This is a genomic window from Desulfosporosinus fructosivorans (assembly GCF_004766045.1).
Taxonomy (GTDB): Bacteria; Bacillota; Desulfitobacteriia; order Desulfitobacteriales; family Desulfitobacteriaceae; genus Desulfosporosinus; species Desulfosporosinus fructosivorans.
This window is the reverse complement of the sequence record NZ_SPQQ01000002.1, coordinates 35,859-62,693: the sequence shown is the minus strand read 5'-3', so window position 1 is coordinate 62,693 and position 26,835 is coordinate 35,859. Positions and strand designations below refer to the sequence as shown.

Below are 26,835 nucleotides of genomic sequence, written 5' to 3'. Positions count from 1 at the left end.
TTAATCCTCCTATCGTAATAAAAAAGAGTTGCCTCCCATTGCCTTAACCTCTTTTTTGATTTGGGCAGCCCGTTCTGAGACCAGTAAGGTTGTCCAACTTTGGTCGTTCGTGTTAATGATTAGGCAAGCTAAGGCTACGCTAAGGTTTTCTGTACCAGCTAACTGTTTGCAGGAGTGTTCGAATTGGGCAAGGATGTTAACTGCTAACGTTTCCAAGTCTGAGGGGGAAGAGATAATAATAAAATCGTCGCCGCCGATGTGTCCTACAAAGGTATTTCCTGCAGATTTAAATGACTCATTTAGCAAAACCTCGCTTAACATTTTGATAGCAACGTCTCCTTGTTGAAAACCGTATAAGTCGTTATAGTACTTGAACTTGTTAAGGTCCACATATATAAGTCCAAAAGTTAACCCACGTTCTAAATGTTGCCGTATCTCCTGATCAATGCGTAGGTTGCCCGGCAACCCAGTAAGCGGGTTAGCACCTTGGGCAAACTGGATCTGCCTTTCGGATATTGCTTTGATTAGATTTGCCACGGAAACCATGCCGAGCGGCTTGTGTTGGTTAACAACAATAATTCCGTCATATAGCTGAGCATCCGAGCGTTGCATAGCTAAACTAGACACCACCTCCAAAGGTGTGGTGTCTTCAACTATTAGGGGATTTGTATCCATTATGATGGGGACCGTTTTTTCTAAAAAGAGAGATACACCATAGCGAGTACCCAGTGCAGAAAAAAGTCTGTCACGCTGCATCACACCAACAATACGGGAGTTTTCGGTTATCCCCACCAGCCATTGGTGTGGGTGCTCACGAAAGTAAGTTTCGATGGAACTAACCAGGGCGTTGGTATCAAACAAAGGTAAGGGCTCCACCATACTGAGAATAGGGCTGTGATCAATAGATTTCAGTCGTCGTACAGGATCCAGAATTTCTAGCGCGGCAGGATTAATGCTTTCTCGTTCAAAAGTGGGCATAGCAACAAAGAATCCCTGTACGTAATCCACCCCTAATTGGACCACAGTACGCATTTCCTCTGCCGTTTCCACGCCTTCAGCGATGACACGGCACCCAATACGCTTAGAAAAGGTGACAAAGGTCTCCAGTAAGGCCCATTTGATAGGATCAGCATTCACACCTTGAATTAAAGAACGGTCAATTTTTAGAAAGTCAGGATGTAGCTCAGCTACGGACTGTAAGGAGGAGTAGCCGGCTCCTACGTCATCTAAAGCAATGAGGTAACCCTGATTGCGATAATGATCTAAGGCATCTCGAAAAGTGGAGAAATCCTCGATGGCACTTCTTTCGGTGATTTCGAGCACAACATCCGTTGGAGCTAAACCTTTTTCGCTAAGTAGTTTTCTAGTATGACCAGAGGCAAACTCGGGGTCGATTAATACTTGAGGGTTAATATTTAGGAAGAGCATTTCTTTGTTTCGAACAACGTTTGCGTAGGAAGTAATAGCTTGGCGTCGACAGAGTGTTTCGATTGGATAGAGCTGTCCTATTTTTTCTGCAAAAGGGAAGAGGTCAGCAATATTGCTAAAACAAATGGAGCCCGGTATTCGGGCCAACGCTTCATGACCAAACACCTCCCCACTTCGGGTTTCAATGATTGGCTGAAAAGCGGCTTTCAAGTACTTGTCTGGGTTTTCGACTAGGTGAGTAATCTCTTCACGACGCGCAAAAAAATGGGGATCAGGTTCAGATTTATTGAGGAGAAAGGCTTCCTTCACAGCTGCATAAAGTAAATAATCAGCGCTTCGGCCTACTTCATTGACACACTGAGCGAGTCCAGAACGAAGGCTTATTTTCTCGTTAACTAACTTCCTAATTCTGCGGTTAAACCGTTCTTCCATAGGGAGAACCCATTGTTCAATGACTTCTGTAATGTTCCAATGTATGTTTTTTCCTGGAACAAAATAGACAACGAAGTCGTCACCGCCACGGCTTTCAAAATGAGAAAACAGATAGAGATTACGTTGCTGTTTAATTGTTTGACTTATTTCGCGTTCAATTTCTTCAAGGATTTGTCTGCAGATTTTGTAACCATATCGAAATTCGACCTCATGGAATTTAATAATATCTAGATATAATACCCAAATTGTTTTCTCGTCCCTAAGTAGACGGTATAGCTTTTGTTGGCTCATATCTACCGATTTTAACATTCGAAAACTCCTTTTTGTCCAAACATGGTGCCGAATCTGAGTTAACTTCAATGTGCAATATCTTATTACATAATAATATTTAATTGTAAAAATCAAATTAACTGAGTGTAAATTTATTGTTAAATTTATCCTCTCATATTCCTTAATACTGAGTTTAATAATAAGTGTTATTTAGATGCCAGGTAATGGCAATTTGTTATGTTAATTAAACGTTAATAAAAAGAATAACAAAAAAATAACTCAAATTTAACAAGAATCAGTTATTTTTTAACATAAGAATAATACTTCCTTTACAGTCATGCGCTAAAATTATCTTGAGAATAAAAGAGAGGTGTTGACTTAGGGTATGTATGAAACGATTATTGGTCAGACCCTTGGGAAGATGACAAAGCTACTTCTTGCTTCAGCGGGCCCCTTGCAATATTTTCTCGACACACCAGGTGTAACACATGTTCGTTGTTTGGAACAAGCCTATGTTACTTTAAAACAGGATGGAAAAGAGGATACTGCCAGATTATTTAAGGCTCATCACTCGACGCTGGCAAAAGGTTTATACTGGGCCGACCGTGGTTGGAAAAACGTCAATCATTTTTATAGTCATCCAGACAAGAAAGGACTCATTAGCTGGCCGGGAGCAACGGCCGAGTGTCAGTATTATTTTAACAAGGCTTTTCCACTCTTCCCAAAATACGTCGATAAAGGTATGTTCTTTTTGGGTGCAGCGCTACACCTAGTTCAAGACATGTGTGTACCCCACCATGCTTTGGGGATTCTCTTTGACGGACATAAAGAATTTGAAACATGGGCAACCGAAAACTGGAGTAAGTTTCCTGCAACAAAAGGTATGTATTTGCCGTATTTTCACCCTGCTCAATGGATTGATCACAATGCTAACATTTCCGGTCAGCTATATTCCTTAGTATCACAGGAAAAAGAGTGTTCTGAAGAGAGCTATCAAAAGGCGTCTAAAATATTGATCCCGCTGACCATTGCCACTTCAGCGGGCTTTTTAGATTTTGCACGTAACAGATTAGACGGTTTGTCATCACAACTTGGATAGCTTTCAGATGAGTTTTTCCGGATTCCTACTAGAATTAGAATAGCCAAAATAAGATGAGAGTGAGGGAGGGTCTGAGATGAAATCATTAAGAATTCTTGTCTTTTCTGCAACGTTTGGAAATGGACATCTTCGGGCGGCAGAAGCAATTATTGAAGGCATACGGCTCAAGGACCCTTTTGCAGAGATTATTCATTTAGATTTCGGCGATTTTTTAAGTAAGCGGCTGAACACTATGGCTAAAAGCTTATATATGGAGATGATTAAACATACCCCGAGGCTTTGGGGCCAATTTTATGCAAAAACTGCTAAGCTGCACCCTAAGTCGATAATGCAACGTTTTCTGAATCAATTAGGGCGAAGTGATTTTCTGAAATACATTCAGGCATTTGAACCAGATCTTATTGTATGTACCTATCCCACAGTGTCTTCGATTCTAGCCCAACTCAGGTTGGAGCGAATTCTTAATGTTCCGGTGATGACGGTGATCACTGATTATGCTGTTCACAGTCTTTGGGTCCATCCTGGTGTTGATCGCTATATGGTGGCTTGTGAGGAAGTAAGAGAAAGTTTAGTGTCTTGGGGAATTGAAGCACAACGTATTCATGTGACGGGAATTCCGGTCAGTCCAAGATTTGAATCTAAAATGGATCGGGCCTACATTATTTCTAAATTTGATTTAAACTCAGATCTCCCCGTTTTTTTAGTGATGGGAGGAGTGTACGAGGGGGAAATCGTGAAAAGAATCTGCAAGCAACTCGCAGATTCTCTAGTTCCTGTTCAATGTCTTATTGTTTGTGGAAAGAATGAAAAGCTCTATCAATCTTTAGAGGAAGTAAGTGAACAAGCCCGTAACCGCATCGTGCGGTTTGGGTATGTTTCAAATATCGATGAATTAATGGAGATTTCCGATCTAATTATCACTAAAGCGGGTGGACTAACAGTTTCTGAGGCTTTAACAAAGCACCTACCTCTAGTTATCTTCAAGCCGATCCCCGGCCAGGAAGTTGAAAATGCAAAGTTTGTACAACGTATGGGTGCAGGGCAGGTTGCAGGGACTGAAGAGGAATTGGAACACCTGCTAAACCGTTTCTTAAGCTATCCCGAGGATATTACGAGAATGCAGGAAAAAGCAGCGCTCGCTCTACCCGGACGCTCCTCAGAACGGGCTGTGGACGATTTGCTTCAATTAGTGTCGGATTTGAGAATAAAGCAAAAAATTGGATAATCCGTTATAGCCTATAGATCATATAAAGCGTCCGGTTTGCACATTCGTTTTCGGTAAATGAACGACTGTTTAATAAAAGGAGGCTAACATAATGACCCCACAATATATATATTCCGTATTGAATACTAAAGAGGCTACGTACTATCTCGAAGTATCAAGCTTTAAATTCAAGAAACTTATCAAGGAAGGGATATTAACTCCGCAGGTTTGGACTACTCGTAGAGGTAAAGAGGTGCATTTTTTTGATCCTGTGGAGCTGACTAAAGTTAAGAAGATGTTGATTAAGGAAGGGTATCACTACCAACACGCCTGATACTTCGTGCGACTACGTCGGCGGCTTCTTAATGATTACAGGAGGTATAAAAGTGTCACATGAAATTGAAATAGTAGATAAAGTGATCTCGCTAATGGCCTCAGGCCAATACAGCCCACACGATAAACTGCCGTCGGAAAATGAAATTGCCGATCAATATAAGATGCCACGGATTACCGTCCGAAAGGCCTATGAAAGGCTCGGAGAATTGGGGTATATCTATAAAAAGCAAGGGAAAGGAAGTTATGTTAAAGACCGCCATAAACAAATTGAACTTGTGCTTTCTGGGGATGTGAGTTTCAGCCAAAAAATGATTGAAAAAGGCTATGATTTTCGATCGGAAACAATATTTTGCAAAGAGATTAAATATGAGAAAAGGATTCATGACTCTTTAGAAACGGACGAGGAGGATAAGGTTTTCAAAGTAGGGAGACTGAGGTATATCGATCGACAGCCCATCGCCCTTCATATCTCCTACGTTGCCAAATCAGTCTTTCGGGATATTAATGCTGTAGGAATGGATATTACATCAATGTTTGACTATTACCATAGTAAAGGATATCGAGAATTTTTCTCAAAACCCAGCATCTTGAGCGTTTCTTTTCCCACGAAGTCCCAACGAAATTTGTTGAATTGTACATCATTAATACCGCTTTTAGTTTTAGAGTCAGGCTGCTCGGATAAAAAGACCGGCACAGTATTAGAGTATTCAAGGATATTATACAGATGTGATTGTTTTTCCTATGTCATACCATAAACTGACAAGCCTTATGCGTAATTGTGTAAGGTTTTTAATTTTATACTAGTCAGAAAGTATAACTTTCATTTATATACTTTCTGGAAACATAAGTGCAACTAAGGTGCCGCCTTCGCCAAGGCTTGGCGCCAGCCAAGTTTTCTTTACCCAGATTTAACAGGGAAGTAACAGACTTTTAACAACTGCCAACTTGGCAACAAGTTATGATTAATTACGTAGATAACTGCAAAAAAGGAAGGCTAATTGATGATTAGAAAGAAAAGAACTGAACTCTTAATCAAAGGGTCAGCCGAGGTTTCCAAAGAATTTGCCCAGGAAATTCTTAAAATGTATCAGGTCAAAATCATAGAGGAACCCAATAATAGTCTGGTGATGGTTAAAGTGCGGGAAAGCGCTCAACAAAGCTTGTTCTATCTAGGCGAGGTATTTATCACGGAATGTAAGGTTATGATCGACGGATATTTAGGAATCGGCATGGCCAAAGGGCATGAGCTGGATCTCGTATACAATCTGGCAATTATTGATGCAGCTTATAATGCAGATTTACCAGAGACAAAAGAATGGATGGACGTTTTACTGCTTGAGGAACGCCGGATCAAGGACGAATGTGAAGGACTAAATAATAAGGTGTTACAGACAAAAGTCCACTTTGAAACTATGGATTTGTGAAAAGAGGGGTGAATTAATGAAACTGGATTTGGTTCATGATCTTCAACGGGTTTATCGCAAAACGCTAGATTCAATGTCTAGGCCGGGTGTTATTCACAATTTCTTGAATCAGGCGGACAAGTTGGATATGGAGGAGATCGGTTGTTTTGACGCAACCTTCTTATTGGTGCTGATGCTGTTAAATACAGAAGTAAAATTTAGCGTGTGTTCCAAACATGAAGCTGAAATGGCGAAACTAGTAAATCAGTTAACGTATGCCAAAAGAACGGAAGTCCAGAATGCGGAATATATTCTTGTTTTACAGGACGCACAACCTGAGGAGTTGGAAAGAGCACTCAGATTGGCTTATCTAGGAGATTTGAAAGATCCCCACAAAGCAGCAACAATTATCATTGAAGCTGATGCTTTGAGTAATGAACGCGATTTGATTCTGACAGGTCCTGGAATCGAAACAGAAAGCTACGTCAAAGTGACAACAGCAGATTGTTGGGTAGATCTACGGGCGGATAAAAACTCTGAATATCCCTTGGGAATCGATCTTATCTTCACCGATCCTAATAACAACATTTTATGTTTGCCGCGTACGGTTCAAATCTTAAAACAGGTGGTTGGGTAGATGGGGTATGTTGCAGTAAAAGGCGGAACTCAAGCAATTGAAGAATCCATCAAACGGCTAAAGTATGAACGGCTGAAAAAGGGTCTAGTTTTAGATTGTCATGAAATTGAAAGTGGCATGCGCTGCCTGATCGACCAAGTTATGTCCGAAAGTAGCCTATACAGCGAAACTCTGGCAGCGATCAGCATTAAGCAGGCTGAAGGAAGCCCTGAAGAAGCGGTGTTTTTGCTGAGAGCATATCGTTCAACGTTGCCACGCAAGCATTATTCGCGAACGGTTCACTCCGAGGACATGTTGGTGGAAAGAAGAATATCAGCCAGCTTTAAAGAGATTCCAGGAGGACAAATCTTAGGGGCTGCCTATGATTATACTCATCGATTAATCGATTTTGACTTAATTATGGAAACGGATGAAGATGCCATCAACTGGGTGCGTGAGTTTAACAAGGAAAGCGTAGTTCACAGTGAGAAGGCTGATTTAGCCAATCTGCCTAAAGTTCTGGATTATTTGCGGGCGGAAGGGTTGATTCCGGCCTGTGCCAAGGATGATAGTGATCCAGATGATGTCACCAAAGAAAGCGTCCAGTTTCCTACCAGCCGCAGTGAGAGGTTGCAGATTTTAACCAGCGGACAAACAGGTGCTGTCACATCGTTAGGGTATGCTGCCTTGCGAAGTTTTGGGGCGTTACATCCTAATGTGGGGGAACTTCGGATTGGAAATTTACCCGTGTATGTCGATAACCCCTTTAATGAGCATATCGAGAATGAGGAGGGTGAATGTGATGAGAATAAGGATAAGCGTGAGGATAAGGATGCTTATTACATCGGTGAAATCAAAGTCACGGAAGTTGAGACGTTGTTTCCGACATCTGCTCAACAGGGAAATGGTCAGAGAGTGATTGAATTTGGCTTAGGATATGGAATCTGCTTTGGTCAAAATGAAACAAAAGCAATTGCCATGAGTATTTTAGACCGTTGCTTGGAAATAGGTGGTACGGAGTATCCAACCCATAACGAAGAGTTTGTCTTGTTGCATATTGACTCCGTCGAATCAACTGGGTTTATATCCCATCTCAAGTTGCCCCACTATGTGACCTTCCAATCAGAGCTCGACAGTGTTCGTAGATCAAGAAAGGAAGGGCGTGAAATCAATGAAAATTAACTACAACTTTGCCTTTTTTGATGAAGATTCAAAACGTGAGATTAGAAGGGCGACACTAAAGGCAGTTGCCCTACCTGGGTACCAAGTGCCTTTTGCTTCAAGAGAGATGCCGATTGCCAGAGGGTGGGGAACCGGAGGGCTACAACTGACTCTTTCATTAGTGGGCAAGGAGGACATCCTAAAGGTGATTGACCAAGGTTCAGATGAATCTGTAAATGCGGTCAATATTAAAAAGCTCATCCACCTAACCACCGGCATAAAAGTAACCGACGAGACAGCGGAAGCCACGATCATTCAATCAAGACACAGAATACCCGAAATTCCTTTGCAAGCAGGTCAGATTCTGGTACTGCAGGTACCCCTTCCAGAACCACTCCGATATTATGAGCCGAGCGAGTTCGAAACGAAAAAGCTCCATGCAGAACAAGAGTACAGTGGTGCCTGGCTTATGCTCTTTGAGCAAATCATGAATTACAAAACGATGGCGACAGGTGCAGATCACCCAGTGATGGTTCATGACCGGTATGTGATGGCTCCTAGCCCTATCCCGAGATTCGATAATCCCAAGCTTAATAGTTCCCCAGCGTTAATCCTGTTGGGGGCAGGGCGTGAAAAGAAGGTTTATGCAGTGCCACCGTTTACTAGAGTCGTTTCCCTTGATTTTGAAGACTATCCTTTTAAGGTTGAATCGTTTCAGGATAAGAGCTGCCGATTGTGCGCCGCTAAAGGTGTGTATTTGGATGAGATTTTGGATAGTACCACGGGCGAAACCGTTTATCAATGCAACGATACCAGCTTTTGTTTGCAGAGAATGAATGGAAGAATGGTAGGGTGAGAGATTTTAGTATGAAAGATTTTAGTATAAAAGATTTCGAACAACCTGTCTTATCTGTAAAGAGTATAAATAAACAATTTGGCAGCGGGTGTGAAAACTGTAGCGGGTCAAAAGGGGAGCGTTTGCTGAAAAATTATTGCCCTGTCTGCGGTACGGTGTATGCCTGTCGAGATATCACGTTCGAGTTGTTTGAGGGAGAAATTTTAGGTGTTGTAGGAGAAAGCGGCAGCGGTAAGTCCACCTTGATGGAGTGTCTGTATTTTGATCTGGAGGTGAGTAGTGGAGAAGGATATATCAGTTCCTACAAAGGGGGGGCGGCGAATGTTTTTGCAGAATCATCCCAGCAGAAACGCTACATCAGGAATCATAGGATGGGTAAAGTTTATCAGAATCCACTTATGAGTTTGAAAATGAATTTCTCATCGATTGGCAATATCGCCGAGAAATTGATTTCTGCGGGAAACAGAAATGTTGGGAAGATGGAAGCCAGAGGGAAAGAACTGTTGGAGCACGTCAACATACCGATATATCGTATGAAAGAGGCTCCCAAGAACTTTTCAGGGGGAATGCAGCAAAGAGTTCAAATTGCCAAAGCGTTATCGAACAATCCACCGATTCTCTTGCTCGATGAGGTTACCACAGGGCTGGATTTGTCGGTACAAGCGAGTGTACTTGACTTAATCAAGACAATACAAAGAGAGTTGATGATCACGGTGGTCATTGTCTCCCATGATTTGGGCGTTATTCGAATGCTCGCGGATAGAACCATGGTGATGTTGGATGGCAGGATAATTGAACAAGGCTTGACTGATCAGATCCTCGAAGATCCTCAGCATAGCTATACTCAGCAGTTAGTGCAATCTTTGCTATAGGATGCTAGGTAAAAAAGGAACACATAATCCGAGAGCTTGGATAAGTTCAACTTCATACGGAGGGATAAAGATAATGATAAAAAGGCTTAGTACAGAACCCTGTATCCATGAGAACTGCAAGTTGCAGAATGTAGAGTTAGGTGAGTACACAGAGGTTGGGATGTACAATGTCTTCGAAAATATCAAATTAGATGACTTTTCCTATACAGATCAGTTTTGCACGCTGCAAAATGTTGAAATTGGTAAGTTTTCCAACATTGCTTCTATGGTTAGAATTGGACCGACGGATCATCCAATGGATAGGCCAACTATGCACCACTTCACTTACCGGCGGAGGAAGTATGATTTAGCAGAAACGGATGATGACGTGTTCCTAGAGTGGCGAGCGAAACAAATAGCCTATATTGGCCATGATACTTGGATTGGCCATGGGGTGATCATTATGCCGGGTGTGAAGATAGGCAACGGAGCGGTGGTCGGCAGTGGTGCTGTGGTGACTAAAGATGTTGCCGCGTATACCATTGTGGTCGGAGTGCCAGCCAAGCCAATCAAGCAGCGATTTGCTGAAGATACTGTCAGAAAATTAGAGGTGATCAAGTGGTGGGACTGGTCTTACGAAATTCTCAAAGAGAGGCTGGATGATTTTTACCTTCCTATTAATGAATTCACAGACAAGTATTACAAAGTAGGTGTTTAAGTGGAAGAGATACTAGCAATCAAACACTTATCAAAATCATTTACTATCCATAATTTAGACAAGCATATTGAAGCGCTGCATGACATTAGCATCGACATAAATGAAGGGGAATTTGTGGGTATCACGGGGAAAAGTGGCAGTGGAAAATCGACCGTATTCAAGTGTATTTATCGTACTTATGCCCCACAGAAAGGGAGTATATGGTATAACTCTAAAAAATTTGGGCCTCTTAACTTGGCAGAAATATCGGAACGACAGATGATTTATCTTAGAAAATTTGAAATTGGCTATGTATCTCAGTTTTTAAGCATTATGCCACGAACAACCGCTCAAGAAATCGTAAAACAGGCGGTTTTAGAGATGGGGTACGTCGAAGCTTATGCAGAGCAAGAAGCTAATGATATGCTCGAGCATTTTGAATTGGACAGAGAATTATGGGACTGTCATCCTAGCACCTTTTCCGGCGGTGAAAAGCTGCGTCTAAATATTGCCAGGGCCATGGTAAAGCGTCCAAGGTTGTTGCTTCTGGATGAACCGACTGCCAGTTTAGATCATGCTTCAAAATTAAAAGTCAGAGAACTTATTGAGCAATTGAAAAGTGAGGGAACGACGATGCTGGGAATATTCCATGATATCGAATTTATGGAGAACCTCTGTAGTCGGGAATACACTATGCGCGCAGGGAAATTGACGGCTTTTGAAAATTTAACCTAAATCTTACAGTAGTATAATCGGGACTTAACCCTCAACAGGTAGAATAAGTTAACGATCATCTACATTGTTAAATTCAATGGATGAGATAAATAGTTCAAAATTGAGAGGAGAATACAACATGAAAAAAGTCCTACCGCTAGCACTGGCTGTTGTTCTTGTGTCATCTCTTTTAACAGGATGCGGATCCACAACGTCAGCCTCAGACTCCGCTACAGACGTGAAAGACCCAAATACTATCACGATTGCTTGGTTGCCGAATAATGCGGCAGAGGAGTTTAAAGAGGCTCGGGCTGAGATTGGCAAGGTCATTGAAAAGGCAACGGGCCTAAAAGTTGAAGACAAATTAACCACAGATTACGCCATTACCGTTGAAGCCCTTGCCAGTGGCAATGCCCAACTTGCCTTCGTAGGAGCGGAATCATATGTTGAGGCCCATAAAAAAAATAGTAAGGTTATTCCCCTAGTGGTCAACAGCGGAGATTCAGGAACCTTAAAAGATGCCATGTATTATAGCCGGATACTGGTAAAGAAAGGCAATGGAGATCAATACAAATCTGGCTCAGGTTATGCTCTGGATAACATAGTTGGGAAAAAGTTTTCGTTCGTTTCAACTAGTTCGACATCCGGATTTAAGGTGCCTTCTTCAGCTATCGTGTCTCATTTCTCCAAGCAAGACAAATGGAAGGACCTAAAGTCAGAAGATCTATTGCAAGGGGGCAGTGGCAAATTTTTCAGCCAAGTAATTTTTGGAGGTTCTCACCAACTATCTTTAGTAAACGTGCTTACAGATAAATCTGATCTCTCAGCCGTCGATGATTTCGATGTAGTCAGTTATGTGGATCTCACTTCAGGAACAGACAATACGCCGGGAGCTGTCTATACAGTCAAGAAGGACGCCGCCGATCCGTTCAGCAAACTGGCCGGTGAACAATTCGAGGTCATCCAATCGGTTCCGGTCATCAATGCACCAATCGCGGTCAATACTGGTGCGTTAAGCAAGAAAACTATTGACGCAATCACTCAAGCGCTTACCTCGGATGAAGTTGCCAAGAATGAAAAGATTTTCTTACCCAAGGATTCCAAAAGTAAAGGAATATGGAAAGCTCCACAGCGTTTTCTTACCACAGAAGATGCCTGGTATAACCCAATCAGAGAACTGAGCAAATAAGAGATATTCCCAGTAAGGGAGCGGTTTAGAGACACAGCTCTTTCAACTTAGGATGAGAAAGGAAGAGTCAATATGGCATTATTAGAATTGAAAAATATAACAAAAAGATATAACCATGAATGTTGCGCTTTGGACGATGTCAGCTTCAGTGTCGATAAGGGCGAGTTTGTGTCCGTGATTGGTCCATCTGGATCAGGAAAGTCCACGCTTCTGCGCTGTATTAACCGGATAGTTGAACCAACCACGGGAGAAATCTGTGTAGACGGCGTTATATCATCGAGTTTAAACAAAAAAAAGTTAAGAAAGCTTAGGACAAAGATTGGCATGATATTTCAGCATTATAACCTAGTTGAACGACTAACTGTGATTGAGAATGTACTCCATGGCAGGCTCGGCTATAAATCGACGCTAGCGGGTGTCTTTGGGAGATACAGCCAAGAAGAAAAGAGACAGGCTTTCCAAATCCTTGAGATGTTGGGGCTTAATGATCAAGTGAACAAGCGGTGTGATCAGTTAAGTGGCGGCCAAAAACAGCGGGTTGGTATTGCTCGGGCTTTAGTTCAGAATCCCAAACTGATTTTATGTGATGAACCGATTGCTTCGCTGGACCCTAATGCTTCAAAGATCATCATGGATCATTTAAGAAATATTTCCACGGAGATGGGGATCACTGTCATTGTAAATTTGCATCAGGTAGAAGTCGCTTTGAAATACTCAGACCGGATTATAGGGGTTAACAATGGGAAAGTCGTTTTTGACGGTCCACCAAGTGAACTAACAACTCGCCAAATTCATGATATTTATGATTCAGAGCCTGAGAGTGTAGAGCTGATGGTTTACCAAGGAGAAAGACATGCGGGATGATATTTTTACCAAACGCAGGAACGTTAATCTGGTCTTCTCATCGATACTAATAATCTTAACAGTAGGCTCGATTAGTATAACTCAGTACGATGTGTTGAAAGGCTTTGCCAGTATCGGCAAAGCCTTAATATGGGGAATGGCTAATTTTTATCCTGATCCCAACTCAATGAGGATAGTACCTGAAGTGTTACCTAAGTTACTGGAAACGGTTTTGATGTCTATTGCAGCAACCACTGTAGCGGCAGTATTTGCTTTATTATTGTCTATAGCTGGCTCTAAAACGACACGGATTAACAGCCTATTTAGTATGTTTTGCAGAGGAATAGCGTCTCTTTTTCGGAACATACCCCTTGTGGCTTGGGCCATGGTTTTGATGTTAGCGTTCAGCCAAAGCCCACTGACAGGATACTTGGCCTTGTTTTTTGGTTCTCTTGGGTTTCTGACACGGGCCTTTATGGAAACGATCGATGAAGTGGGCAATAACTCGATTGAAGCTTTGCACGCGACGGGTGCTAATTATAGCCATATCGTTTTCCAGGCGGTCTTGCCAGCTTGTATGCCTCAAATGATCAGTTGGTTATTGTTTATGATTGAAACCAATATCCGTGATGCAACCTTGGTTGGAGTCCTAACTGGAACGGGTATCGGTTTCTCTTTTGATCTGTATTACAAACAGTTTGATTACCATGCAGCTAGTCTAGTGGTGATGCTCATTGTGATCACAGTTATTTTGATTGAAATTGTATCAAATAATATCAGAAGGGTGATTTTATGATCCAATTTGAAAAAGAAATACTTGAGGAATCAATATTGATTGAAGATTCACTTACAGAATATATGGCGTTAAGCTATAACACCAAGGATGTTTTCCAAGGCACAAATAAACCTGTTGATAGATCATCTGTTGTTATGCAGACATTACTCCTAGTGCTTACAGGGTTGACAGTGTATTTTTTTGTCACTCTCGATTATCAGAGTGTCGATGTTCTCAAGGGTTTTGTCGATACACTCATCAATTTTCAGACGATGTTTCTCCACCCTGCAACGCATCGCTTTACGTTAGGAGAAGCTTTCTACAATGTTGTGGTGACGTTAGGTTTAGCCTTTTTGACAACGTTGATCGGTGGAATCGTCGCTTTGTTTTTAGGGCTGCTGGCCGCGCAGAATTTGGCTCCGAAAATGGTTACCAATATTATTAAAGGCTTTGTCGCTTTCATTCGAGCAGTGCCAACGATCTTATGGGTTTTAATTTTTGCAGTGGCTGCTGGACTTGGTAGTGCAGCAGCGGTTATTGGTATGAGCTTTCATTCGATTAGCTATTTGACTAAGGCGTTTTCTGAGTCATTTGAAGACCTAGATAAAAGCGTTATTGAAGCGTTAAAGGCCAGTGGGGCCAACTGGTGGCAAATTGTCTTTCAGGCAGTTATACCTTCCTCTGCGACCTATCTATTGTCTTGGACATTTTTAAGGTTTGAAATAAACTTCGCGAACGCCGTTGCTATGGGTGCCGCTGCTGGAGCAGGTGGGATTGGCTTTGATCTGTTCATGGCCGGTGGCTTCTATTTTGATCTGCGAGAAGTGGGATTGATCACGTATCTCATTATAGCCATTGCGATTGTTCTGGAGGTGGTTTCTACGAATGTGAAGGCGAAACTCCAGCAAAGTACTTAATTATTAAAATATCAATGTCAATATCAATGAACTCTATGGTTAGAGCTGAAATATCATTTTAAAGGCAAGGAGTAATCACGTATGAGAACAAACAAGATATGCATTTACAACGCCCAGATCATTTTGCCTGAAAAAGTTATTATGGGTCATATCCTCATTGAGGGTAATCGTATTTCAGAGGTGACAGAAAGTAATTTTCCAAAAGTCAAATGCTATTCCGATGTCACGATGATAGATGCAGAAGGTTGTTATGTTATGCCTGGAATGATCGATCTTCATAGTGATGCTATTGAAAAAGAGATACAACCTAGGCCAAACACCTTATTCCCTATCGATATGTCCTTTTATGAACTGGAAAAAAAGCTGACAGTTAGCGGTATTACCACCATGTATCATTCTCTTACGTTGAGTGACGAGTGGGGAGTACGAAATATTGACATGGTTATCGAAGTTATCAGGAGCATAAACAGGCTTAAAAGGGCTCGTTCGATGATCAACCACAAAATACATCTCAGATATGAGTTGACTTTCCTGGCTGGAATTAGTGTCTTAGAAGGTCTTATTAGAGATAAGAGCATAGATTTTATGTCCTATATGGACCATACTCCGGGTCAGGGGCAGTTTAAAGATGCCGAAGCACTAAAGACCTTTACCATTCAACAGCATGGTAAAAAAGAGCAGGAAGTTGAAGATTTTATGGATAGAACCTTCATGAACCAGGCGAGAATCGATTGGTTCAAACTAATAGGCTTAGCTAAAATCGCCAAAACAATGGGAATTAGATTAGCTTCTCATGATGATGACAATAGAGAGAAAATCGAGACACTAATAGCGTGCGAAGGAGTATTAAGCGAATTCCCTATCAACATGGAGACTGCCATCTATGCCAAATCCAGAGATATTCATGTATGTGTGGGAGCGCCGAACATTATACGAGGGAAGTCTCATAGCAACAATATGCGAGCGATTGAAGCCATCACGAACAATGCCGCTGACATCATATGTTCTGATTACCTGCCTAGTGCTATGCTCCCGGCAGTTTTTCATTTAACCAAGGAAGGGATTAAGCTAACCGAAGCCGTTAAGATGGTAACGTTAAATCCAGCAAAGGCTTTGGGAGTGGACTGTGAAGTTGGAAGTATCGAAGTTGGAAAATGTGCGGATTTAATCATAGTGGAAATGCATCAGGATTATCCTCTAATTCGAAAAACCTTGGTAGGCGGCAACCTAGTATTTCAAACGGATTTTCAGGTGTTTAACACTGAAAGGGTCGAAATAATATGTTAAACAAACCTATGAAAGCGGATTTGCATTGCCATTCCAGAGTATCTGATGGCTCAATCGAAATAAGAGAGTTAGTGTCATTAGCAAGAAAAAGCGGGGTTATGACCCTGGCGATAGTTGATCATGACACGGTGGACGGACTTGCGGAAGCGGAAACTGCTGGCAAAGAGTATGGAGTTAAGATAATCTCCGGTATTGAAATCTCCGCCTTTGACTATCAAAGAGGCAGAAAAGCACATGTTTTAGGTTTTCTAATGGATCATCCTCAACAAGTTGGAGAAGCATGCCGCCCCACCCTAAATAAAAGGCAGAAAACGTCCGAGTGGATCGTAGAAACACTTTTTGAGGCAGGTTATTTAATAACCTGGGACTTTGTGAAAATGATTTCTTCCGGTAGTACAAACGTCTATAAACAGCATATAATGCATGCTTTAATGGAGCTCGGCTACACCTCAGCCTTAAAAGGTGATTTATACAAAAAGCTTTTTGCGAAGCCTAGCGATGCGGCTTCAGGAGGAATCGCTTATAGCGAGATTGAGTACATTGATGTCTTTGAGGCTGTGAAGTTGATAAAGAAAGCGGGAGGAGTCGCAGTACTTGCTCATCCGATAGGGTATAAAAATATGGAACTGATACCTGAACTTATAGAAGAAGCTGGCTTAGATGGCTTGGAAGCTTGGCACCCAAGTCACGATGATGAGGCGGTTAACCGAATTCTGGCCGAAGCAGAAAAATACGGCTTAATCTTGACAGGTGGTTCTGATTTTCATGGCATGTACGATGGTAAGCCGAATCTTCTAGGAAGTTGCAATATGTCTAATAAGTGGATTCAGCGGCTTTATGAGCTCAAGGCGAGCCAAAAACATGTTTAACAATAACTTTACACTCTGTTCATTCAGAATTTACAAACAACCATTATGATATAGACAGAATCAATATTAGTAAGGAGGGCCTTTATTAGGAGGAGTTATAGTGTGACCAAAATTTTGCTCATAGAGGATGACATTTATATTCAAGAACTGGTCCGAACTAACCTAGAAAAAGAAGGGTTTACAGTTATACCTGCCTTGGACGGCGAGCAGGGGTTAAATCTTGCCAGAAGAGAAGAACCAGACCTTATACTCTTAGATCTAACGCTTCCTTTGATCGATGGCTATGATGTGTGTAAAATACTACGGGACCAAACGGATACGGTAGCCATCCCTATCATAATTATAAGTGCTCGTGACGATGTAGCGGACAAAATAATCGGGCTTGAGCTTGGGGCGGACGATTACATGACAAAGCCTTTTAGTCATCGAGAATTATATGCCAGAATCAAGGCGAGATTAAGAGAAGGGCAACGGAAAAATGAGCTATCGACCGGTCCTTTGAAGTGGGGAGACCTAGAGATAGTGCAAGAAAGCTACATTGCAACCATAGAGGCTAAGCCTTTAAACTTAACTGTGAAAGAATTTGAATTGTTAGTTCTCTTTGTAGCCAACCCTTACCAAGTATTTAGCAGGGAATACTTAATACAGAAAGTCTGGGGCCATCTTTCCAGCACGGATAGTAGAACACTTGATGTCCATATTAGCCATTTGCGCAATAAGCTGAAGGCAGTAGGACCAGTAGTTGAATCGGTTAGGGGAGTAGGATACCTTTTTGCACGACGGTAATTACAAATTTATTAATAACTTTAACTTTAACTTTACATTTATTTCATATGGACTTAACAAACTTCCAGTATAATCAATTTGTGGTCACAGGAAATTTAAGGGGGAAATGAAATTGTTTAAAACTAAATCAAAAATTGCTCTTGTAAGTACGACTTTAATTGCGTTAATGGTCCTGGCCGGATGTGGCAAAACTGCTGCTCCAACGACAACTACTCCAGTTTCAACTCCGAGTGCAACTACTATAGACAAGATGACTATTTCTTCTGCAGGTTCAACTGCACTCCAACCACTCGTTAAATTAGCTGCCGAAGATTTTATGACTAAAAATGCTGGTGTACAAGTAAACTTAAGCGGTGGAGGGTCTATGACCGGTCTAACGAATGTCGCTAGTGGTGCAATAGATATTGGAAACTCAGATGTATTTGTTACGGATGAACTAAAGGACAAAGGATTAATCGATCACCAAGTTTGCGTAGCCCCCTTCCTTCTAATTACTAACAAAGATGTTGCGATTGATAACTTAACAAAAGCTCAAGCGACTGATATCTTCACCGGCAAAATCACCAACTGGAAAGAGGTTGGAGGTAAGGACGCTCCAATCGCCATTATCGGACGAGCTAAATCTTCGGGTACCCGTGCGACGATAGTTAAGATTGTGATGGACGGCAAAGAGTTCACAGATGCCGCAGCTGCCCAAGATTCTACGGGCAACTTGCTCACAGGTGTTGCTCAAACTCCTGGTGCAATTGGCTATATTGACGCAGCCTATCTCAAAGACACAGTCAAAGCCTTAAAGTACAATGGAGTAGCATACAGTGCGGATGCCGTGGCTAGCGGACAGTATCCAATTTATGCTTATGAACATATGTATACCAAAGGTGAACCCACTGGAACGGTAAAGCTCTTCTTAGACTATGTCATGAGCAAGGAATTCCAAGAAAAGAGTGTCGAGAAGACCGGATTTTTACCCATCAGTGCGATGAAAAAATAACTCGTTGTTTATGATAATTTAGAACTCTCCCAACGCGTAGCATTCGATACCTCTTCATCTGAGTATAACGATCCAAAAGGAGCAAGGCTATTACTTGCTCCTTTTGCTACGAGAAGGCTTTAAACTAGCTCAGAGCAGTCGACAGAGTTGTTTTGGTTTCCATAAAGAATATGAGTTTCAAAAACGATTGTTAACCTTAACTTAACAATCGTTTAATCAAGAGTTTACACTAATGCGTTAAACTATAAACAGGTCAAACCTTATTAGAGTCAAGGGTGCTGAAAAAAGTAGCTGGAATTAAAGTTGTAAAAGCAAATAATTGGAGGTGAAAAGGGTTGCCTCATAGTAAGTCTTGGGTGTGTTTTAGTGACCGCCTAGCGCGTTATTTATTTATTAGTAGTGCTGTTCTGGTCTCATTGATTATCTTGTGTATTATTTGGTTTGTGGGAATGCAGGGTTTATCCACGTTTCGTGACGCTAGCGTCATCGAATTCTTTTCGAGTAGCAAGTGGAGCCCCGACACTGGCCAGTTTGGCGCTCTAACGTTTATTGTAGGATCAATAGGAACTACTTTAATCGCAATACTCATTGGTGGTCCACTGGGATTAGCTGGGGCAGTATTTCTTGCCGAGATTGCCCCACCATGGGTGCGCTCTGTCATGCGCCCAGCTACGGATCTTTTTGCAGGAATCCCTTCAGTTGTTTATGGATATGTAGGGCTTACGGTGATTGTAGGCTTAGTTCGGAGGTACACTGACTCATCGTCGGGCTATGGTGTTTTGGCTGCAGGGATTGTCTTAGCGATAATGATCTTGCCAACGGTAATCAGTCTTTCGGAGGATGCTTTACGCTCCTTACCGGCAACCTATAAAGAAGCTTCCCTTGCCTTAGGGGCAACGCGATGGCAAACTATTCGGAGGGTCCTAGTTCCTGCTGCTTCACCAGGCATTTTAACTGCGATTATTCTAGCGATGGCTAGGGCCATCGGAGAGACCATGGCGGTTCAAATGGTCATTGGAAACTCTCCCCGTTTCCCAGGTTCCTTAGTTAGTCCGACATCAACGTTGACTAGTAACATAGTTATGGAAATGGGGAACACTCCTTATGGCTCGACCTGGAATAATGCCTTATTTATGATGTCCTTTATTCTTTTAATCATTGCCCTGATCATGATTATTCTTGTTCGAACGGCAGTGAGAAAGGGGGCAGTCCGTTGAAAGCTCGCCAAACTGACCGATTGGCCAGTGTTATGCTTTGGGTAGGGGCCATAGCCATAATCGTTTTATTGGTAGCGTTTTTAGGACTGATCTTAGGACGGGGGCTACCATATTTAACACCTGATTTTTTTAATGGTCCTGACGGAGTAAGAGGACAATTATTTAACTCTTTCTATCTACTTGCTCTTTCCTTGGTTTTTTCTCTGCCAGTGGGAGTAGGCGCCGGAATTTACATGGCGGAATACGCTCCACAAAACAAACTAACGGATCTAATCCGCTTGAGCACAGAAAGTCTTGCTACCGTGCCGTCCATAGTCTTTGGTCTTTTCGGTATGATCATTTTTGTGAACAAGCTGGGTTTGGGATTTACGATTCTTGGAGGAGCGGCCACTCTGGCGTTGCTTAACCTACCTATTTTAGTCCGTGTAACAGAAGAATCTCTACGAGCAGTGCCTAGGAGTTACAGAGAGGCTAGTTTGGCTTTAGGGGCCACGATGTGGCAAACCCTATATAGAGTCATTCTACCGACGGCTCTACCGGGTCTTATTACGGGGATAACCCTCGTTGCTGGCCGGGCTTTAGGTGAGACGGCTATCCTGATCTTCACGGCTGGGATGAATGTTTCTCGTATCTTATTCGACACGAATCCGTTAGCTGCCGGAGAGACCTTAGCTGTACATTTATTTGCAGCTAAGTCAAATCCCTTACCAGGGACAAACGCTGACCAAATTGCAGACGGAACAGCCGCACTGCTAATCCTCATGGTCATAGTCTTTAACATTTGTTTGACATTACCCAGTCGCTGGCTTCAATACCGCCTCTTAGGAAAAAATAAGGGTTAGAACTCATTAAGTGTGTTGTAAGGAGACGTTAAAATGGACAAGATCGTGGTCAGTAACCTCGACCTTTTTTACGGTGAGCAACAGGCCTTGAATAACATAAACTTGGCAATGACGGAGAAAAGCGTAACAGCCCTCATCGGTCCCTCCGGTTGCGGTAAGTCTACCTTTCTGCGAGCTCTCAATCGAATGCAAGATTTAATACCTAATGTGAAGATCTTAGGTCAAGTTAGAATTGATGGGCAGGATATTTATGCTACTAATTCTGATGTAGTTATGTTGCGCAAAAGGGTAGGTATGGTTTTTCAGAATCCTAATCCCTTTCCAAAGTCTATTTTTGAAAACGTAGCCTACGGTCCTCGTATTCATGGAGAAACTAACAAGAAAAAGCTAAACGAAATAGTCGAGACTAGTCTACAGGGTGCAGTTTTATGGGACGAAGTTAAAGACCGCTTACACAAATCAGCACTAGGACTGTCGGGTGGACAACAACAAAGGCTTTGTATAGCTCGCGTTTTAGCGGTGGAGCCTGAGATCTTGTTAATGGATGAACCCACATCGGCACTCGATCCCATTTCTACCATGAAGATTGAAGAGCTGATTTCTGAGCTGAAAAACAAATACACAATCATTATTGTTACGCATAATATGCACCAAGCGTCTCGAGTATCTGACCGAACGGCGTTCTTCTTAAACGGCGAACTTGTTGAAGAGGATGTAACGAGTATCCTATTTACTCGACCGGCCAAAAAGAAAACGGAGGATTATATATCCGGTCGTTTCGGCTAAAAGATGGTCCTTGAGTATAAATGAGGTCTATGAAAGGAGGGCTTGAGATGCCAACTCGGCAGAAATTCGATAATGACTTGGAGGATCTTCGTTTAAACATTATAGATATGGTAAACATTGTAGGCCAACGTATCGGTCAAGCCGTTGAATCTTTAGTTAACCAGAATCTGGAGTTAGCCAATACTGTCGTAGTGGGAGATTTAGCTGTCAACGATTTACAAGCTATTATTGAAAAACAATGTATTTTATTAATAGCCACTCAACAACCCTTTGCACGTGACTTACGTAAGCTCGTAGCGGGCTTTAAAATATCTATATACTTAGAAAGAATGGGTGATTTGTCAGTTGACCTGGCCAAGTTGACCCTGAGAATAGGGCAAGATAAATTGATTAAACCTCTTATCGACATCCCTCGCATGACTGTCTTGGTTCAGGAAATGCTCAACAGGGGGCTAAAAGCATATATTCAGGAAGATTGTGAGGCTGCCACCCTGATGGCACTATTGGATGATGAGATAGACTTGATATACTCTCAAGTTTTTGAAGAACTGCTTCACATAATGATGAAGAATCCTGCGCAGGTAACGCAAGCCAATTATCTAATCTTTGCCTGTCGCTTTTTAGAGCGCTTAGGAGACTACTGTACAAATATTGCTGAAGAGATCATGTATCTATGTAATGGCAAGAGAATGAATTTAAACGAATAATCACAGGAAACCGAGGGGACAGGTACGTTGTTTTGCCTTTTGAAGACAAACAACGTACCTGTTCTTGTGGTTCTCCTGCGGAATATGTATATAAATGTCGATAATTTCTTTGTCAGAAACTCCTTTCTAATGCGTCTATAGCTTTGTAGGGAGTAGGCTGGAAAACGAAGCAATCGAGTCTATGCTACTATGGACAAGCATAATCTTTGTAAAGGAGGTATAAGGCAGGTTACATTTGGAGGGAATTGGACTTTAAATTGAACTGAGTAAAAAAAGAGGGGATGGTGGATAACAGAATGCAGAAGAATAGGCGTTCTATCTTAGCTATGATCGTTGTTGCAGTTATGCTAGGTCCGATAATTTCAGCACCCGTTGCTATGGCGGGAGAAGTTAATTCATCGCCAGCGGTACAGGGTTTGGCTATGCCTGAAATCACACTAGAAAAAGCAATTCAAATTACTAAAACTAACTTTGTCGTACCCAAAGAGTATACTGACTTTAATTCTACATACCACACTTACGATGATCGCCAGGCTTGGTCCCTGCACTGGAATGGGACGAATGGGCGCACTGGAGATTTTACTGCAGAGGTCAATGCGATTAATGGTGATATTTTGAGTATGAACTATTGGAACAATAATGAACAATCGAGCAATAGTGGGGTGCTTCCAGCTATTAATAAGGATCAAGCCCAAGAAATTAGCGATAAATTGCTGACCCGTCTATTGGGCGATCGGGCTGGACAGTTAAGACTTATTCCAAGCGATCTGGCGGTTGTACCAATAAGCAATTATGGTTCGACTGATTATACTCTACAATATCAACGACTCATTAATAACATACCCTTTCTAAGCAATGGCGTTAATGTTCAGGTGTCCAGCACGGATGGACATATTATTTCATATAATCTCAACTGGAGTGAGGTGAAAGCACCTGAAACTAAGGGAGTGATTGAGGCCAGTCAGGCACAGAAGGCTTTCACAACATCATCTTTTTTTAATCTTCGATACTGGATTCCACCTTCCTTTAGACCGTTGGCTGCCGGTCAAAAGCAGGAGGCAAAGCTCGTTTACCAATTAACGGGGCAAAGTGGGGGTGCGATTGATGCTTTCACAGGCGAACCACTGAAGCTGGCTGAGGGAGAGTGGCTGGCAACTGATTCCTCAGGCGGTGGTGGAATGGGCGGAGCCAAGATGGAAAGGGCCGGCTCGAACTCTAATGGAAACCAGGTGCTGACGCCTCAGGAACAACAAGAGGTGGAAAGCACTGCCAAGCTCTTAAAGCAAGATGAGGCAATTGCTGCTGTACAGCGTTGGGTTGGAATTCCAGCTAACCTAACCCTTCGTAGTGCAAATCTAAGTACCGATTGGCGTAGTTCAGATAAGCGTCTCTGGAACTTTGACTGGGCTAACACAGGGGGCGAAATAAGCGGAGGGAAGCCTCAATACTTTAATGCGAGCGTCAATGCCACAACCGGTGAGTTACTAGGTTTTAATATTTCTTATCAACACACTGGTAAGACCGAGGTCACACTCGACCGAGATGCTACGCAAAAGCTAGCTGAGGAATTTCTGAAAAAAGTACAAGGTGAGAAGTTTAGCCAAGTTGCGTTGGATCCGGAAAGGAACTTTAATGGAAAAACGGGTCCTGAGCCTTGGAATATACAAAACTTTTCTTATCACAGAGTGGCCAATGGAGTGGATTTCCCGGATAATGGCATGAATGTCAATGTGGATCCTGTGGCAGGTATTGTCACTGGTTATGATCTTAATTGGTCTGAGTCCAATTTGCCTAGTGTTTCAGGTATCCTAACGAAGGATAAAGGTGTAGAACTGTTTTTGAAGGCACGTCCTTTGAATTTGGCATATGTTCGTATCTATTCTAATGGAGTACCAGGGGATCTACGTTTGGTATATATTCCTGCCGACCAAGATCGTAGTATGCCACTCTCTAACACATTGGATGCGAAAAGCGGAGAACTCCTTGATTACGAGGGTCAACCGCTAGGAAAAGGACCAAAACCTTATGTCTTTTCAGACTTAACAGAAGTTAAGGGAGCTCAAGAGATTGCAGCACTCGGGCAAGCTGGGCTTTTCGGAGATTATGGAAATAGTTTCAGACCAGAGGAGCAGATGAGTATTTCTTCGTTGTTGCGAGCGATGTATCTCAACCGATTTGGCTTAGAGGGGAATACTAGCCTTACAGAGAGTGAGGTTATGACTAAAGCCAAAGAGCAGGGATGGGTGAAAGAAGAGCTAAAGACGGGGGAGCCTGTCAATCGTGAACTGTTGGCCAAACTCTTGTTACGCTACATCCAGCTGAATAAATTGGCCGAACTGAAAGATATCTATTCTGTTACTTTTCAAGATTCTGCCGAAATTACCCCAGATGCACTAGGATATATTGCTCTTGCTAGTAGTACTGGCATACTTAAAGTAGATGGGCTGACACTAGCCCCTCGTGAAGCTGTAAGTCGTGCTGAAGCAGCTGTAGCACTTTATAGAGCTCTCAGTTGGCGTAATTAGTGAGATTAAAAGGGTAGGTAATTCATAATTGTATGAATTACCTACCCTTTTTGATGGTGTGAGCGTTAATCAACACTAATCTTTAATCCAGATAATCTTTCTGATGGCTGAACGAGAACCATTTGGTTCGGTTGATTAAATTGGAACTGATAGGACTCTCCAGATGTTTGTCCTATGGCAGTTTTCCAGCTGAAATTATTAGTTGTTACACGTGGGTCGCCCCCTCCATTAGGGTCACTTGTCCAAGCTACTAAAGCATCAGGATCGACGACACAAGGTGCTTCAAGCATTAGGGGATTACCATCAGACATAACGGCAACTTGCTGAACTTGGTTGGAGAGGTTACTGAGAACAGTTGTCGCTAGACCTTTTTGAGATAAGACTCCACTACCTACAAAGCGTACGTCATATTTAAGTTCAAGAGGAAAAGCGAGAAGGTTTTCACTTTCAACAGATAAGCAATCCCCCGGCTCAAGTGAAAAAACTGAAATATGATAAGCATTTGTTGCAAAATAAATAATACCTGAACCTTCAACCGTCATTAGTTGAATATTTTCTCCCGTTAGTTTTCTTTTTGCCATCCCTAAGAGAGACCCCATCACTCCTCCGCCGTTGTCGGGACCTAACAACATTTTATCAAACTTGAAGTCCCCCTTGTAGGCGACCATCGCACCTTTCTTAGCACAGAATTTTCCTGTACCTTCCACTTTGCAAAATAATTCATCCTCAATATTAAATGTAAACAAATTTACTGTCTCCTTGTCCTTTGGAATTTATTTGTTATACTAACTCAATACTTACTAATACCTTTTTTAAAATATATAACATAATGTCCCTACATTCAATACTGGCAGAGAGTGAGTAAGCGCAGGGATGGTTAAATACTGCATACTTTTTAGGCATAGACGTTAGAGTTGAACATGGAACATATGGAGTACCATTTCCACTTTCAGAAGTAGGAGATTCACGATTGGATGAAGGGGAAATCTAAACGAATGCGTGTTAGATTTCTCCTTCATCCAATTCATTCCATTGTTAGGCATTGACCCTAAGTTATTAAACATGATATAGTAAAACATCTAACAACTTCAATAATGAAATCAAGTTGCTAGATTGGTTCGGATTCTTAGAGGGTATTTCTAGTGTTATCTTTGTCTAAGAAGTTCCGACAAAACTTAAAAATATGTAGGAGGTAGAAAGAGAAATGAAAAAGTTTAATGTTCTTATACTTGTTACCCTAATCATGTTGGTAGCAACCGGCTGTGGTGCATCAAAGAGTAATTCTGCCACGAAAGAAGCCATGGACAAGATTAAGGCCGACGGAAAGTTGACCTATGCTATGAGTGGGCAGTACCCACCATTCAATTTTTATAATGAGAAGAACGAGCTTACTGGATTTGACGCGGAAATTGGACAAGAGATTGCCAAACGAATGAACGTGAAAGCAGAACCGGTCGCTATCCAATGGGATGGGATCATCGCTGGGTTAACAGCCAGCAAATTTGATATGATCTTAGGGAGCATGGCGATAACAGACGAGAGGTTGCAAAAAGTGAATTTTAGCACCCCTTATTACCGCTCGGGAGCCCAAATTATTGTGCCCAATGACTCGAAAATCAGCGGAGGAGCAGATCTCAAAGGCAAAAACGTCGGGGTTGTACTTGGTACAACATTTGAAACAAAAGCACGGGAATTGGGGGCAACTGTGAAGACGTATAAAGGCGACCCTGATGCCTTTAATGATATGTCTAGCGGAAGGCTTGATGCCGTGATCACTGAAAAAAATGTCGGATTGAACGCGATAAAAATGAATAAAGCCCCTTTTAAACTGGTGGGTGATTTGTTATATGTAGAGAAAATCGGTATCGCGATTCGCAAAGACAGTCCAGAATTACTGAAGGCAGTGAACGATGCTTTAGCAAAAATGATGGAGGACGGAACTTATAAAACAATTAGTGAAAAATATTTTGGTTCGGACATCCGATAAGCCGGAAACGAATCGGCAAAAGTACACCTTTGATAAGACTGGAGGTT

The 26,835-nt window shown here is 42.1% G+C and carries 27 protein-coding genes; 25 read left to right on the top strand and 2 right to left on the bottom strand.

Annotated features, from left to right (window positions below; translation table 11 throughout):
- Positions 1-9 precede the first annotated feature (9 nt).
- Positions 10-2,169, bottom strand: a complete 2,160-nt coding sequence (locus E4K67_RS04510) for a GGDEF domain-containing protein (RefSeq protein WP_135545246.1) — start codon at positions 2,167-2,169, stop codon at positions 10-12.
- 346 nt (positions 2,170-2,515) lie between these two features.
- Here E4K67_RS04510 and E4K67_RS04505 point away from each other — a divergent pair, with 346 nt between their 5' ends.
- The 24 genes from E4K67_RS04505 (at position 2,516) to E4K67_RS04390 (ending at position 24,801) form a co-directional block, all read left to right on the top strand.
- A complete protein-coding gene (locus E4K67_RS04505) occupies positions 2,516-3,229 on the top strand; it encodes a zinc dependent phospholipase C family protein (protein ID WP_135545245.1) in 714 nt (237 codons plus the stop codon).
- A gap of 76 nt (positions 3,230-3,305) precedes the next feature.
- Positions 3,306-4,454, top strand: coding sequence for an MGDG synthase family glycosyltransferase (locus E4K67_RS04500; protein WP_135545244.1), 1,149 nt, complete (start codon positions 3,306-3,308; stop codon positions 4,452-4,454).
- Positions 4,455-4,545: 91 nt separating this feature from the next.
- Positions 4,546-4,767 (top strand): hypothetical protein, encoded by a 222-nt coding sequence (locus E4K67_RS04495; protein ID WP_135545243.1) that lies wholly within the window; start codon positions 4,546-4,548, stop codon positions 4,765-4,767.
- 52 nt (positions 4,768-4,819) lie between these two features.
- Complete coding sequence (locus tag E4K67_RS04490; protein ID WP_135545242.1) at positions 4,820-5,524, top strand: GntR family transcriptional regulator; 705 nt, start codon at positions 4,820-4,822, stop codon at positions 5,522-5,524.
- 246 nt (positions 5,525-5,770) lie between these two features.
- A complete protein-coding gene (gene phnG / locus E4K67_RS04485; protein WP_135545241.1) occupies positions 5,771-6,193 on the top strand; it encodes a phosphonate C-P lyase system protein PhnG in 423 nt (140 codons plus the stop codon).
- 16 nt (positions 6,194-6,209) lie between these two features.
- Positions 6,210-6,809 carry a phosphonate C-P lyase system protein PhnH gene (gene phnH / locus E4K67_RS04480; RefSeq protein WP_135545240.1) on the top strand — a complete coding sequence of 200 codons (600 nt, stop codon included), beginning with the start codon at positions 6,210-6,212 and terminating at the stop codon, positions 6,807-6,809.
- A complete protein-coding gene (locus tag E4K67_RS04475; protein WP_135545239.1) occupies positions 6,810-7,970 on the top strand; it encodes a carbon-phosphorus lyase complex subunit PhnI in 1,161 nt (386 codons plus the stop codon). It abuts the gene before it with no gap.
- On the top strand, positions 7,960-8,805 hold the full coding sequence (locus E4K67_RS04470) for an alpha-D-ribose 1-methylphosphonate 5-phosphate C-P-lyase PhnJ (RefSeq protein ID WP_135545238.1): 846 nt from the start codon (positions 7,960-7,962) through the stop codon (positions 8,803-8,805). Before E4K67_RS04475 ends, E4K67_RS04470 begins: the two co-directional genes overlap by 11 nt.
- 11 nt (positions 8,806-8,816) lie before the next feature.
- Positions 8,817-9,677, top strand: coding sequence for an ATP-binding cassette domain-containing protein (locus E4K67_RS04465; RefSeq protein WP_420841523.1), 861 nt, complete (start codon positions 8,817-8,819; stop codon positions 9,675-9,677).
- 73 nt (positions 9,678-9,750) lie between these two features.
- Positions 9,751-10,374 (top strand): LbetaH domain-containing protein, encoded by a 624-nt coding sequence (locus E4K67_RS04460; RefSeq protein WP_135545237.1) that lies wholly within the window; start codon positions 9,751-9,753, stop codon positions 10,372-10,374.
- On the top strand, positions 10,375-11,088 hold the full coding sequence (locus tag E4K67_RS04455; protein ID WP_135545236.1) for a phosphonate C-P lyase system protein PhnL: 714 nt from the start codon (positions 10,375-10,377) through the stop codon (positions 11,086-11,088).
- Positions 11,089-11,206: 118 nt separating this feature from the next.
- Complete coding sequence (locus E4K67_RS04450) at positions 11,207-12,256, top strand: PhnD/SsuA/transferrin family substrate-binding protein (protein WP_135545235.1); 1,050 nt, start codon at positions 11,207-11,209, stop codon at positions 12,254-12,256.
- Positions 12,257-12,328: 72 nt separating this feature from the next.
- A complete protein-coding gene (phnC, locus tag E4K67_RS04445) occupies positions 12,329-13,120 on the top strand; it encodes a phosphonate ABC transporter ATP-binding protein (protein WP_135545234.1) in 792 nt (263 codons plus the stop codon).
- Positions 13,110-13,895 (top strand): PhnE/PtxC family ABC transporter permease, encoded by a 786-nt coding sequence (locus tag E4K67_RS04440; protein WP_135545233.1) that lies wholly within the window; start codon positions 13,110-13,112, stop codon positions 13,893-13,895. The genes phnC and E4K67_RS04440 overlap by 11 nt, the downstream gene beginning before the upstream one ends.
- Positions 13,892-14,791, top strand: coding sequence for a PhnE/PtxC family ABC transporter permease (locus E4K67_RS04435; protein ID WP_243454330.1), 900 nt, complete (start codon positions 13,892-13,894; stop codon positions 14,789-14,791). The genes E4K67_RS04440 and E4K67_RS04435 overlap by 4 nt, the downstream gene beginning before the upstream one ends.
- Positions 14,792-14,872: 81 nt before the next feature.
- Positions 14,873-16,078, top strand: a complete 1,206-nt coding sequence (locus tag E4K67_RS04430; protein WP_135545232.1) for an alpha-D-ribose 1-methylphosphonate 5-triphosphate diphosphatase — start codon at positions 14,873-14,875, stop codon at positions 16,076-16,078.
- Complete coding sequence (locus E4K67_RS04425) at positions 16,072-16,947, top strand: PHP domain-containing protein (RefSeq protein WP_135545231.1); 876 nt, start codon at positions 16,072-16,074, stop codon at positions 16,945-16,947. The genes E4K67_RS04430 and E4K67_RS04425 overlap by 7 nt, the downstream gene beginning before the upstream one ends.
- 102 nt (positions 16,948-17,049) lie before the next feature.
- The gene (locus E4K67_RS04420) at positions 17,050-17,733 is read left to right on the top strand and encodes a response regulator transcription factor (RefSeq protein WP_135545230.1); all 684 of its coding nucleotides are present in this window, start codon (positions 17,050-17,052) and stop codon (positions 17,731-17,733) included.
- A 112-nt stretch (positions 17,734-17,845) separates the two neighbouring features.
- Positions 17,846-18,724 (top strand): phosphate ABC transporter substrate-binding protein, encoded by an 879-nt coding sequence (locus E4K67_RS04415; RefSeq protein WP_135545229.1) that lies wholly within the window; start codon positions 17,846-17,848, stop codon positions 18,722-18,724.
- A gap of 335 nt (positions 18,725-19,059) precedes the next feature.
- Positions 19,060-19,941, top strand: coding sequence for a phosphate ABC transporter permease subunit PstC (gene pstC / locus E4K67_RS04410; protein ID WP_135545228.1), 882 nt, complete (start codon positions 19,060-19,062; stop codon positions 19,939-19,941).
- The gene (gene pstA / locus E4K67_RS04405; RefSeq protein WP_135545227.1) at positions 19,938-20,783 is read left to right on the top strand and encodes a phosphate ABC transporter permease PstA; all 846 of its coding nucleotides are present in this window, start codon (positions 19,938-19,940) and stop codon (positions 20,781-20,783) included. The genes pstC and pstA overlap by 4 nt, the downstream gene beginning before the upstream one ends.
- Positions 20,784-20,816: 33 nt before the next feature.
- Positions 20,817-21,569, top strand: a complete 753-nt coding sequence (gene pstB, locus E4K67_RS04400; protein WP_135545226.1) for a phosphate ABC transporter ATP-binding protein PstB — start codon at positions 20,817-20,819, stop codon at positions 21,567-21,569.
- Between the two features lie 47 nt (positions 21,570-21,616).
- Positions 21,617-22,276, top strand: coding sequence for a phosphate signaling complex protein PhoU (phoU, locus tag E4K67_RS04395; RefSeq protein WP_135545225.1), 660 nt, complete (start codon positions 21,617-21,619; stop codon positions 22,274-22,276).
- A gap of 296 nt (positions 22,277-22,572) precedes the next feature.
- Complete coding sequence (locus E4K67_RS04390; protein WP_135545224.1) at positions 22,573-24,801, top strand: YcdB/YcdC domain-containing protein; 2,229 nt, start codon at positions 22,573-22,575, stop codon at positions 24,799-24,801.
- A 65-nt stretch (positions 24,802-24,866) separates the two neighbouring features.
- Here the strand turns inward: E4K67_RS04390 and E4K67_RS04385 are convergent, their stop codons facing one another.
- A complete protein-coding gene (locus tag E4K67_RS04385; protein WP_135545223.1) occupies positions 24,867-25,547 on the bottom strand; it encodes an AIM24 family protein in 681 nt (226 codons plus the stop codon).
- Between the two features lie 458 nt (positions 25,548-26,005).
- Between E4K67_RS04385 and E4K67_RS04380 the strand changes: the two genes are divergently transcribed.
- On the top strand, positions 26,006-26,788 hold the full coding sequence (locus E4K67_RS04380; protein ID WP_135545222.1) for an ABC transporter substrate-binding protein: 783 nt from the start codon (positions 26,006-26,008) through the stop codon (positions 26,786-26,788).
- Positions 26,789-26,835: the final 47 nt, after the last annotated feature.